Origin of the sequence: Aminipila sp. (genome assembly GCF_032051575.1) — a bacterium.
In the GTDB taxonomy this organism is placed as follows: domain Bacteria; phylum Bacillota; class Clostridia; order Peptostreptococcales; family Anaerovoracaceae; genus Aminipila.
In genome coordinates, this window is sequence record NZ_DAMBYD010000007.1 from 224798 (window position 1) to 237483 (window position 12686).

13 protein-coding genes are annotated in these 12686 nt (G+C 31.3%); 6 read left to right on the plus strand and 7 right to left on the minus strand.

Annotated elements, in window-relative coordinates:
- Positions 1–295 precede the first annotated feature (295 nt).
- From RTW14_RS11635 to RTW14_RS11645, 3 genes are all read right to left on the minus strand, one after another.
- Positions 296–1888: an ABC-F family ATP-binding cassette domain-containing protein gene (locus tag RTW14_RS11635; RefSeq protein WP_312651412.1), complete on the minus strand. Its 1593-nt coding sequence runs from the start codon at positions 1886–1888 to the stop codon at positions 296–298.
- A gap of 247 nt (positions 1889–2135) precedes the next feature.
- The gene (locus RTW14_RS11640; RefSeq protein WP_312651414.1) at positions 2136–2609 is read right to left on the minus strand and encodes a spore coat protein; all 474 of its coding nucleotides are present in this window, start codon (positions 2607–2609) and stop codon (positions 2136–2138) included.
- A 157-nt stretch (positions 2610–2766) separates the two neighbouring features.
- Complete coding sequence (locus RTW14_RS11645) at positions 2767–3027, minus strand: stage V sporulation protein S (protein ID WP_312651417.1); 261 nt, start codon at positions 3025–3027, stop codon at positions 2767–2769.
- Between the two features lie 474 nt (positions 3028–3501).
- On the opposite strand from RTW14_RS11645, the gene RTW14_RS11650 reads away from it, so the two are divergent.
- From RTW14_RS11650 to RTW14_RS11670, 5 genes are read left to right on the plus strand one after another with little or no spacing between them, the layout of a single operon-like run.
- The gene (locus RTW14_RS11650; RefSeq protein WP_312651420.1) at positions 3502–4527 is read left to right on the plus strand and encodes a ribonuclease H-like domain-containing protein; all 1026 of its coding nucleotides are present in this window, start codon (positions 3502–3504) and stop codon (positions 4525–4527) included.
- Entirely contained in the window at positions 4524–5432 is a 909-nt protein-coding gene (locus RTW14_RS11655; RefSeq protein WP_312651424.1) for a metallophosphoesterase, read from the plus strand. The genes RTW14_RS11650 and RTW14_RS11655 overlap by 4 nt, the downstream gene beginning before the upstream one ends.
- Before the next feature lie 27 nt (positions 5433–5459).
- On the plus strand, positions 5460–6740 hold the full coding sequence (locus RTW14_RS11660; protein WP_331654440.1) for a glutamate-5-semialdehyde dehydrogenase: 1281 nt from the start codon (positions 5460–5462) through the stop codon (positions 6738–6740).
- Positions 6741–6793: 53 nt separating this feature from the next.
- Positions 6794–6919, plus strand: coding sequence for a hypothetical protein (locus RTW14_RS11665; RefSeq protein ID WP_312651427.1), 126 nt, complete (start codon positions 6794–6796; stop codon positions 6917–6919).
- 33 nt (positions 6920–6952) lie between these two features.
- Positions 6953–7678 carry a nitroreductase family protein gene (locus RTW14_RS11670; protein ID WP_312651430.1) on the plus strand — a complete coding sequence of 242 codons (726 nt, stop codon included), beginning with the start codon at positions 6953–6955 and terminating at the stop codon, positions 7676–7678.
- Here the strand turns inward: RTW14_RS11670 and RTW14_RS11675 are convergent, their stop codons facing one another.
- The 4 genes from RTW14_RS11675 to RTW14_RS11690 all read right to left on the minus strand — a co-directional run bounded on the left by RTW14_RS11675 (position 7679) and on the right by RTW14_RS11690 (position 11447).
- Positions 7679–8509, minus strand: coding sequence for an endo alpha-1,4 polygalactosaminidase (locus RTW14_RS11675; protein ID WP_312651432.1), 831 nt, complete (start codon positions 8507–8509; stop codon positions 7679–7681).
- Between the two features lie 57 nt (positions 8510–8566).
- Positions 8567–9172, minus strand: a complete 606-nt coding sequence (locus RTW14_RS11680; protein ID WP_312651434.1) for a manganese efflux pump — start codon at positions 9170–9172, stop codon at positions 8567–8569.
- 99 nt (positions 9173–9271) lie between these two features.
- Entirely contained in the window at positions 9272–11059 is a 1788-nt protein-coding gene (locus RTW14_RS11685; protein ID WP_312651437.1) for a BlaR1 family beta-lactam sensor/signal transducer, read from the minus strand.
- A gap of 7 nt (positions 11060–11066) precedes the next feature.
- Positions 11067–11447 (minus strand): BlaI/MecI/CopY family transcriptional regulator, encoded by a 381-nt coding sequence (locus RTW14_RS11690; protein ID WP_312651440.1) that lies wholly within the window; start codon positions 11445–11447, stop codon positions 11067–11069.
- A gap of 180 nt (positions 11448–11627) precedes the next feature.
- Between RTW14_RS11690 and RTW14_RS11695 the strand changes: the two genes are divergently transcribed.
- Positions 11628–12488, plus strand: a complete 861-nt coding sequence (locus RTW14_RS11695) for a penicillin-binding transpeptidase domain-containing protein (RefSeq protein WP_312651443.1) — start codon at positions 11628–11630, stop codon at positions 12486–12488.
- Positions 12489–12686 lie beyond the last annotated feature (198 nt).

Here is a 12686-nt window from a genome sequence, read left to right on the forward strand (position 1 = left end):
CCTCCTTTTATCTGCATACTATAACAATCAAAATCGAATATTATTTAATTCTGTTATTCCATATTAAGGTATAACAATTACGGCTATATTTAATTATTATTAAAACATAACACATGTTATGTTTTTTATTTATCATAACATGTACTTAATTTTTTGTCTACAATCATTCAAATAATTCTAAAAATTTAAAAAATAACTTCCTGACTTTAACCGTCTCACCATCTTATTTTTCTAAACAAACGAAAAAACGAGCGAAAATCCTTCAGATTTTCACTCGCCTTATATTATTCATATACTATTTTCCAAACTGCTCTATAAATTCATCATAAGTACATACTTTGTCAGTTATACTTCCATCTTCCTGAATTTCAATTATTCTATTTGCAATGGTCTGAATAAACTCATGGTCATGCGATGCAAATAGCAAATTACCCTTAAAATCAATTAAACCATTATTAAGTGCTGTAATAGATTCAAGGTCTAAATGATTTGTTGGCTGGTCAAGAACTAAGATATTTGATCCAAATAACATCATTCTTGAAAGCATACAACGAACCTTCTCTCCTCCAGATAAAACCTTTACTGGTTTGTACACATCATCTCCAGAGAAAAGCATTCTTCCTAAGAACCCTCTAAGGAATGTTTCTGTAGTTTCTGTTGTAAACTGTCCTAACCACTTGATAATTCCTAGATCACATTCATCAAAGAACTCACCATTTTCTCTTGGAAAATATGACTGAGAAGTACTTACCCCCCACTTAAATGTACCTTCATCCGGTTCTATTTCTTCCATCAATATCTTAAACAAGGTAGTATTGGCTATTTCATTTTCACCTACAAAAGCAACCTTATCCCCTTTGTTTAATCTAAAAGAAACATTATCAAGAACTTTTATACCATCAATTGTCTTTGAGATACCTTCTACTGTTAAAAGTTCCTTACCTGCTTCTCTATCCATTTGGAATCCAACATAAGGATATCTTCTTGATGAGGATGGCATTTCGTCAACGGTTAATTTCTCAATCAGCTTTCTTCTTGATGTAGCCTGCTTTGACTTAGATTTATTAGCAGAGAATCTTTGAATAAATCCTTGTAATTCTTTAATCTTATCTTCATTTTTCTTGTTCTGATCCTTAAGCATTCGCTGTACTAACTGTGATGATTCATACCAGAATTCATAGTTACCTACATACATCTTGATTTTACCATAATCTACATCAACGATGTTAGTACATACAGTATTTAAGAAATGTCTGTCATGGGATACAACAAGCATGGTTCCTGTATAATCCAAAAGGAAATCTTCAAGCCAGTTAATAGCTACGATATCAAGTCCGTTTGTAGGCTCGTCCAATAGGATAATTTCAGGTTTTCCAAATAAGGCCTGTGCTAACAATACCTTAACCTTTTCTTTTTCAGTAAGCGTGCTCATTTCATTATAGAGAATATCTACTGAAAGTCCTAAGCCCTGAATTAATTTTCCTGCATCTGACTCAGCTTCCCATCCATCAAGTTCTGCAAATTCCCCTTCCAGTTCTGAAGCCTTAATTCCATCTTCATCTGTAAAATCCTCTTTTGCATAAAGGGCATCCTTTTCCTTCATAATCTGGTAAAGTCTAGGATTTCCCTGAATAATAGCATCCATTACATTAAATTCATCAAAGGCAAAGTGATCCTGTTTAAGTACTGACATTCTCATATCCTTACCAATAGTAACGCTTCCAGTTGTAGGGTCTAAATCACCCGATAAGATTCTTAAAAAAGTTGACTTACCCGCTCCGTTTGCACCGATAATACCATAACAGTTTCCCGGGTTAAACTTTAAATCTACATCTTTAAAAAGTGTAGTTCCGCTAAAATTCATACTTACATTTGTAACATTTATCATATTTTAATTGTACCTCCATTTTGACTGATTAAAGATTGTATCTATCTGATTCTTTAATTCATTTACGTGTCACATCTATCTTTAAAATATTTATACACAATAATTAAGAGCCACCCAATGTAGCTCTTAATTATATTAAGTCGTATAACCATACCTTTATATTATACCATCTGAGCCTTTAAATTTCAATACAATTATGATATTTTTGTTGATTTTGTAGGTTGTTGTGAATTTTAGTGAAGTTCAATTAACTATACATACCATTTTGGGACATATAATCATAAAGCTTTTTCCCATGTTCTTGTTCTTCCTTCTGTATATGGTTTAAAGTATTTCTTGCATTTTCATCTTTAAACTCAAATATACAGGTATTATAAGTTGACGATACATGTTTTTCAGTTCCTAATGCATCAGTGCAAAGATATTCGTCATTCTTTTTCTGATCTTGTCCAAAGGATTGCTGTTGAGTTAAATTCTGCTGTGAACTTGTTTGTAAGTTAGGTTTCTGATTACTGCCCATATTCATGCTGGGAACTGTTCCATTTAACATCTGAGTAATTGTATCATAGTGATTCTGCTCTGTCTGCCCAATGCTGGAAAATATGTTTTTCAGCTGTTCGTCACAAGCCTGAGATGCATACTTATTATATTTGTCAATGCAAAGTTTTTCCTCCGACTTTAAATCATTTAAAAGCATGGTTTCTTTTTCAGTTAATATCATATTTAAGCTCCTCTCTCAATAACTTTTATTCATAACACTTTTAGGTATTTTCCCTAATCTTGCTAAAATTATTCTTTTTTTCAATGATATTTTTATAGAAAGTAAAACAAAACACCCTTAGGTTTTAAAACCTAAGGGTGTTTTATTATGTAACCTTCTACCGAGGTTCAATAATTAACTTAATAGCAGTTCGCTCCTCACCATCGATTAGTATATCTGTGAATGCTGGCACACAAATCAAGTCTACGCCTCCTGGTGCTACAAACCCTCTGGCGATTGCAACAGCCTTTACTGCCTGATTTAAAGCTCCAGCCCCTATGGCCTGTATCTCCGCATCTCCTTTTTCCCTTAACACACCTGCAAGTGCTCCTGCTACTGAATTGGGATTTGACTTTGCTGACACTTTTAAAACTTCCATTACTTGTATCCTCCTAAATAATAAATGTATACCCCTTTTGTTTGGGCTAAGCTATTGTTTATGTTTTTATTATATAGGCAATAAAAACCAATTTATATATAAAACGAACGTCAAAATATATTTTTTTATAGTTTTTTGCGACGAACTCTTGCATATTACGACAAATTTAGGTATAATAACACCGTGGTTATCCCCCTGATAACCTCATTAATCTCTAATCCCAATACCCCTTTTGAACAAAATAGACTGCACCCCTGCGGTCTATTTTGTTTTTTGTAAAAGAAAATCCATGAATTTGTGCTATAATGAACCTTGACGGACTCACAAAGATAAACTGAGTGAATTGCACCACAAATGCCCTATGACCCGTGTACGGGCAAAAGATAAAAATGAAATTTGTGGTATAATCAACCTTGACGGACTCACAAAGATAAATTGAGTGAATTTTAGAAGACTCACAGAAAAATATTTGGGATGGTGATTACAACGTACATAATAGAGAATGATTATATAGATAATAAATATTTAAAATATCAGTCACGTCTTTTAGATTTTTATATAGGTAATAGAAAAAATAAAAAAATTGGAGTGCTGGATATTGAAACTACGGGACTCTCACCTCATAATAGCCATTTTATTCTTGGTGGACTTCTTCTGTATACTGACGCCGGTGTCACCCTAAAACAGTACTTTGCTGAAAGCTTAGAAGAAGAGAAGCAAGCACTAGTTGCTTTCCTCGAGGATATACGCACTTTAGATATAGTTATTACATACAATGGCAAACACTTTGATATAAAGTATTTAAAGGCAAGAATGAGCGAGCTAGGTATATTAAGAGATTATCAATTCCCATTTAATTTAGATTTATATCTTATTTTAAATGGTCATTCTACCTTAAGAAAATTATTACCAAATTTAAAGCAAAAAACTGTTGAAAACTTTATGGGTCTCTGGTCTACAAGAACGGATGAAATTTCAGGGGCTGAAAGTGTACAAATGTACAAACAGTTTTTGACTACTCAGAGTAGTGAACTTCGTCACCTAATCATGCTTCATAACAGCGATGACGTATTACAACTTTCACAATTACTTCCTGTTTTAGAAAAATCAGATATTCATAAAGCTTTTTTTAGCTTAGGTTTTCCCATAAGTGACTTACATATTACTAAGATTTCTTTTGATTCTAAAGAAATTAAGATCTCTGGCTATCAAAGAAATCCAATATCCTATTCGGCGTATGGCCTTGACGATTGTCCTTGTTTTTTAGATTTTGATAGATTCTCTGAAGAATTTTATATAAATTTGCCCATAATAAGAAAGTCTGGGTTAGTTATCGTTGATACAAAAGCCTTTTTAAAAGACTTTTCTGAGTTGAAAAAATATGAAACCTTTGATAATGGTTTTATTGTGTTAAAACAAGGCAATAATGTAAATTATATGGAGACTAACCACTTTATAAAAATATTAATGGAACGGATTTTAGAGGTGATATCATCATGAATACAATTTCAAGACTAGATGAAGTTTATAAAAATGCAAAGGAAATACCTTTTGATGATACATCAAAGTTTGTTTTTTTTAGTGATACTCACCGTGGTGATGACAGTATTGCAGATGAGTTTGGTAAGAATAAACATATATTTTACCATGCTTTAAATTATTATTATCAAAATGATTTTTCATATGTAGAAGTTGGCGATGGTGATGAACTTTGGGAACATTCGAACTTTGAACATATAAGGAATGGCCATTTTTCCGTATTTAATAAGCTTAAAGAATTTTATGATGCCAATAGATTGTATATGATTTTTGGTAATCATAATATGAATATGAAATCACCTGCCTGGGTTGAAAAGAATATGTACTATGTATATGACGATTACTTAGGCGAAAAAGTCGCTTTATTCCCTGGTTTAAAAGTATATGAAGCCTTCCGATTTAAACATAAAAAAACAAAACAGGAAATCTTTGTAGTCCATGGACATCAGGGCGATTTAATTAATGATCAATTATCCTTTTTTTCACATTTTATGATACGTTTCTTTTGGCACTTCATGCATTTAATTGGTGTAAAATATGCTGCAAGTCCTGCTAAAAGCAGACAGAAAATGCATAAAGTAGAAAAGAATTATACAAAATGGAATTCCAAGCATGGTACAATTATCCTATGTGGTCATACACACAGGCCTAAATTCCCTGATCCTGGAGAACCTGCATATTTTAATGTAGGTTGCGGTATGCATCCCCGTGGAATTACATGTCTTGAACTGATCTATGGTAAGTTTATTTTAGTAACCTGGCGTGTTCACTCTAAAAAAGACGGTACGCTATTTATTAAACGTACTGCTTTAAAAGGTCCTACACCTCTTAAAGCTTATGCAAAAGATAAAGCAGTAAAAATGTAATAGGAGTATATAATAGGAGTATATAAAATGATTAATTATAATGAATTGGCTCGTTCCGCTAAAAGTGCCAGCTTTAAAATGGCTACACTAAAAGAAGATATAAGGAATAACGCTTTAAAAGCGATCTCTAAAGCATTACAGGAAAATAAAGAAGCTATTTTTAAAGCAAACTCTGAAGATTTGGGAAAAGCTAAGGCTGACAATCTAGCACAACCCGTTATCAATAGATTAAAATTTGATGAACATAAATTACAAGATATATTAAGTGGAATTGATAGTCTTTTAGGTCTTGCTGATCCACTTTTTAAGCAACTTCTTCAAAGGGAACTTGATGAGGGACTAACTTTAATAAAAACTACTTGCCCCATTGGAGTTATAGGTGTAATCTTTGAATCTCGTCCGGACGCACTTATTCAAATTTCCACTTTATGCATTAAAAGTGGAAACTGCTCTATCTTAAAAGGAGGAAGTGAAGCTGCTAAAACCAACAAAATTTTATTTGACATTATAAAATCAGCCGGTCTCACTGCAGAACTCCCTGAAAATTTTATAGCATTAGTTGAAAATCGTGCAGGAATTGATGAATTAATTAAGTGTCACGAATCTATCGATTTACTTATTCCTAGAGGTTCAAATGCCTTCGTTCAATATATCATGGCAAATTCAAAAATCCCTGTTATGGGTCATGCTGATGGAGTATGTCACGTCTATGTTGACAAAGATGCTGATATCAAAAAAGCTGCTCTTATTGTTGCAGATGCAAAGACACAATATGTAGCCGCCTGCAATACCCTTGAAACACTTTTAGTGCATAAAGATATTGCTGAAGAATTCTTACCTATATTACAAAACACATTAAAAGTTAAAAATGTTTTAATAAAAGGCTGCAATGAGACGCAAAAAATTATTAAATGTGAATCTGCATCAGAAGAAGACTTTGAAACAGAATACCTTGATTATATACTATCCATAAAACTAGTAAATTGTATTGAAGAAGCAATCGACCATATAAATAAGTATGGTTCTCATCATACAGATTGTATAGTAACTGAAAAAAATACTGCTGCAGACCAATTTATGAGTTACGTAGATTCCGCTGGAGTATATCAGAACTGTTCTACAAGATTTGCAGATGGGTTTAGATATGGCTTTGGTGCAGAAGTAGGTATAAGCACTGGTAAGCTGCACGCCCGAGGTCCTGTTGGTCTTGAAGGTCTTGTAACTTATAAATATAAACTTTTTGGTAACGGCCACATTGTCGCAGATTATGCAGAAGGTAAAAAAAGCTTCCACTTTAAGGATAAATAAGTTAAAATGACTATATTAGCTATATTTAAGTAAATTATGGAATGGAGAAAATTATGAAAACAATTGCAAAAGTAAATCTTATGTTATCTATTTTAAATGTATGTCTTGGTACAGCTATGATCGTACTTTCCGCCATAACAGCATTTAAATTTTCTAAAAAGAAAATTGATAGAATCTAGTATTCTTTCTTATAATGGGGATTTGAGGGTATTATGGACTATAAACATGCAATAACAATACGGCACTCCAGCCGAAGCTACTTACCAACCAAAATAGAAGTCTCAATTATTGAAAGACTTCAAACATCAATTAGTGAATATAATATTTTATCTGGATTAAATATCCAATTGATTTTAAATAATGGACAGGCTTTTAACACGCTTTCCAAAAGCTATGGGATGTTTTCTGGTGTTAACAATTATATCGCTATGATTGGAAAGGCCAATGGGATTCATGAAAAAGAAAAAATAGGTTACTATGGTGAAAAATTAGTTCTTGAAGCAACAGAATATGGTCTTGGGACATGTTGGGTTGCTGGTACTTACAATAAAGATGCATGTGTGTGCCAGTTGTCACCTCGTGAAGAGATATATTGTATTATACCAATTGGTTATCCATCAGTAAAAAAAAGTTTTAAAGATAAACTGATTGCTAGTGTTATACATACAAAAAAGAAGCCTATTGAGGACTTCTTCGATTCTAAAGAACGTATACCTGATTGGTTCGCTGAAGGAATAAAAGCTGTCCAATTAGCTCCTTCAGCTTTAAATAAACAGCCTATTAAGTTTATGTATACTGGCGAGTCATGTGAAAGCACTCTTCCTTCTGTACGTGCATGGATTACATCTAATAGCGGAGTTGAGCAAATTGATTTAGGTATTGCTAAGCTTCACTTTGAAATAGGTGCTTCGGACGGAGATTGGGAATGGGATGATTAGTTAATCTAATTCGATAGAATCAGAAATGTAATATTTCCAGTTATTTTTGGTGCAGTATTTTTTTATTTGTTTAACAAGTTTTTCATCATTTGTATATTCCAATAAATAAATTACTGCACCTGCATTGTTCATTTTATGTAAATAAGAAATAAAATACTGCCTATCTTCTTTTAAACTCATAGCAAATCTATTTTTTTCAAAATCTATACTTGAAAATACGGTCTCCTGATTTATACCAGTTAAAATCCCCTCTAGAGTATCATGGTCTTTATAATACTTATAAACAAAAGTATCCCCTCCATTTATAATAACGTCTAACCCACTGTTCTTTAGCTCCCCTAAAATCTCAACTAAACCCTTATAAATATTATTCTGCTTATAAACATAGTAAACATCGCAGTTATCAATAAAGTAACCATCTACTCCCTTTTCTTCATATTCTTTCGCCAGCTTTTTAACTAATTCCTGCCACCCTTCTGCAGAAACGTCAACCCATTGTTCTTCTTCCCAGTTTTCATACTTTCCAAGGGTGTATTTTGAATACTCTTTATAATACGATCTAAAATTTTCTAATGACCCAATATTTAAATAACTATACACCTTATGCCCATCTTGTTTAAGGGATGCAATATCTTCTTTACTGAAATAAGATGCATCTATTACAATAGTCTTATAATTTTTGAATTCTGCCATTTCCTTATTATCAATACTTAAGAAAACACCATACTCCTCCATATTCTTCTGAAGGTATGGATTATGAACTTTATTATCCGCAGTAAACATATACAACGAACACATGACAATTATTACTGCAATTAAGATTTTCTTCATATATTTTCCCCTTTATATTGTTTTTAAGATGTACTTTTCTTTAATGTAATAAAAGCATTATATATAAATTTCTAAACAGCCTAAAAAAATAATAATTAGGCCCGACACTAGTTCTGCATATTTTCCAATAATGTTTGCACCCCAGCTATTCCCTAGTTTATTTCCTAAATATATAAACATAAAACTAAATACAAAAGATACTATAGAAGTAACCACTATATTTAGCCCTGTAATACTAGCACCAATACCTAACCCAGCATTATTAATTGATAAAACCAATCCCAATATTACGCTCTCTTTATATTGTCGTTTCTGTATTTTAGCTTTACAATCTTCGTCAATGATTTTTCCACTTTTATTGTCTTTGTTTTCTTCAATATTATCTAATTCTTTATTTTTGTTCTTACAAAATACGATAAGATAATATACTCCCATACAGATAATCATGCTTCCACCTAAGGAACCCGCTAAATCCATTGGTATAAATTCAAGTAATATCTTCCCAAAAGTCATAGCGATTATTGTTCCTAGTAGTATTATACTGCTTATAATACTGGTCTCCCTAAAATTAAAATTTACTTTCTTTAATCCATACGCTGTACCAACTATAAAATTATCTATATTCGCAGATAAAGCAAATAAAAATACTGATATAAAATGCATAAAACAACTCCTTAAAACTAATTATTTGTAATAAATGTCTTCATTGACACTATATTTAATATATTTTAAAAAGTTATTTTGGTTACCCTACATTAACATTTAGAGCATAATTCCATTATTAAGTTTAGAAGAAAGAATATCCATCGTAATATTTGCAGCTGCACTTCCACTGCAATTATTACCATCTTGAATATTGGTAGCAAAGGTATAACAGTTTCCCTCTGATTCTATAAATCCGATAAACCATCCATTTACGTTCTTTCCTTCTATATTTCCTGTACCTGTTTTACCATAAAGTGTAAATTTGTCTGAACGTGAAATCAGTAATGCGTCTTTTACTGTCTGGATATTTTCTTTATCAAAATTATAAGTATTATTATAAAATTGAGTTAGTATTTCTACTTGTTCAATCGGAGAAATTTTCAAAGAGGATTCAGCCCAAAATTGTTTCACTCCGCTAGATAAATCCTTATTTCCATATTTAATTCTTTTAAAATCGTCTTTCAACACATCTAAGTCCTGCCGGCTGTCTAACTCCTGAAAATACCAGTTTACTGAATATTTCATTGCAGAATTAATATCTTGATCCTGATTCCACTTATCAATGGGATATTTTTTATGATTCCATAGAAGTTGTGTGTTATCAGAAGATATAACATTATTTTCTAATGCAAATAAAGCACTATATATTTTGTAAGTTGAGTCCGGTGATACTCTGACTGAACTTTGTTTATAATTATGAATATAATATTTTTTATTATTTAAATCATAAAGTACAAAGCTTCCATTATACCCTTTAAAATATGAACCAAGGTTTTCATATGCAACATCAGTATTTGTCAAGCTATAAGTTGTTTCAGCTTTTACGCTTATAGCTGTAATAGGAGAAGCTATTATTATTATGGCAATTACAAGTAACAGGGCCAGAGCATTCTTTAATCTTTGCTTACAATTAACTTTTTTATAACAAGCAATTTCTGTTATACGCTGAACTATTTGTTTTTTGTTTCCGATTAATTCAAGTGCTAAATCAAAATTTGGCATATTAAAATATTTATCTGCATAATTAATAATCGTATTTCCATAATGTTCATATTCGCTCTCGTCTAATCTTTTTAAAACTCCTGCATCACATGCAATTTCTCTGTCAATTCGCATATACTTGACTGCATACCAGATAAAAGGGTTAAACCAATAGATGATTTTCGAAAAGTTAATTACATAATTCAAAAAAATATCTTTACTCTTATAATGCTGCAGTTCATGCATGAAAATATAATTAATTTCATTTTTTCTCATATTTTTAACCATTGATTCAGGCACAATAACACATGGATGTATCATTCCAAAACTAAAAGGTGTATTAACAAGTCGGGATTGATATAAATTTATCTTCTTTCTTATCTTCATTTTTAATTTACACTGAACAAAAATACCATATATTTTTTGGTTCTTACAAATTGTTGAATTCTGTTTAAGTTTATAAAGCCTTAAGTTAGTAATTAAAAGAGTTCCGGTAAAAACTAAAATACCTGTAATCCATAAAGCTATAATAAGAATATTCACCGTCTCATATGAAGTTTGTTGTACTGATACTGAGAAATCCTTAATTACACCATGAAAAGAACTATAATTTTCAAGATTATTGGCTTCCGGTAAAAAAGAGTTCATTGTAATTTCTGGTCTTACAAAGAACTTATTTACTGAAAAACTCTGTAATGGAAGGAATGGAATAAAAAGAATAATAATTAACGCAGTCCAAATGTAATATTGAAATTCAGCTGACGTATATTTTTTTGCACTTATTTTTATAAATAATATGATAAAAACTACAATCGAAGATATAACGTTATTCCATAATAGACTAATAAAAAAAGGGAAAGACATCAAATATTTACCCCCTTTTATCCTTTTGCGCTAATAATTCTTTAAGTTCCTTTATATCTTTTTCTGATAATTTATCATTTTCTATAAAGCTTGTAACCATTGACTGAATGGTTCCACAGTAAAAACGATTAAGAAAATTTCGGCTTTCCATGTCAATATAATCATCTTTTCTTACAATAGGGGAATAAATGTATAAACGACTCTCTTTCTTATGTTTAACAGCACCCTTTTTTTCTAGACGAATCATCATAGTCTGTATTGTTTTAGGACTCCAGGTCTTTGTTTTACTTAAATGTTCTATGATTTCATTTGTGCTGATAGGATGATAATCCCATATAATTTTCATGACTTCAAACTCGGCTTCTGATATCTGTGGAATTTTTTTCATCATCTGCTCCTTTCAAGTGTCCAAATCTTACAAGTGTAATATAAAGAATTATAGTATTAAAGTTTTATAATGTCAACCAAAATAATATTGACATTTATATCTTACAGTTGTAAGATATAAAATATTACATATGTAAGATTTAAGTCTAAACTAAAATTATTATGACAAGGAGTTTGAAAGATGAAAAAAATATTATGTTTTATATTATTAACAACCTTAGTTCTCAGTTTAATTGGATGTGGAAGCGATAAAAAAGTAAAGTCCAATAAAGTAGCTCGCCCACATACTACAGATGAAATATCTCAGGAGGTTGATTATAGCCAATATTTTAATGGAATTGATGGTTGTGCCGTATTATATGATAATCAAAATAAGATTTATTACTTCTATAATAAGAACCTTTGTAATGTACAAAGTACACCTTGTTCCACATTTAAAATCATATCTACTCTTATGGGGTTGAAAAATGGAGTTCTTTCATCAGAAGATTCTACAATGAATTATAATGGTACCATTTATCCTATAGAAACATGGAATAAAAATTTAACTTTAAAAGATGCCTTTAACAATTCCTGTGTATGGTATTACCGACAAGTCATTGATAAAGTTGGAAAAGATCAGGTTCAAAAAGAATTAAACCAGCTGAAATATGGAAACTGTGACATTAGTAAATGGAATGGAAGCCTCGAAGCGCCATTCCCTGATGTGAATGGATTTTGGCTTGATTCCTCCCTAAAAATCTCTGCTCTTGAGCAAGTAAATATCTTAAGAAATATATTTGAAGGAAATACAGAATACTCACAAAATAATATAGATATTTTAAAAAATATAATGTTGACTGAAGAAACTGACAATCTTCGTGTTTACGGTAAAACGGGAACAGGTAGACTTGGCAGCGGAAAATTTGTAGGGTTTTGTGAAAAGGGTTCAAAACGATATTATTTTGCAATCTACCTAGATAATCAAAAAGAACAAGTGTCTGGAAAAATAGCAAAAGACATTGCAATGGAAATTATAAAAAATACAGTTAACGAACAATAGTATTTTACATACGAATAGGAAGAATAAATTGTCATGTCCATATTTCCTTGGTTTAAAATTTTAACACACCTCAATACTTGGAGCATGTGTTTTGAAAATTAAAATAGATTGTATAAAAAAATGACTATCCAGATGGATAGTCATTTTTTAAAACCGGCGACGTCCTACTTTCCCAGGCAACGTTCAGCACTTTGTGCT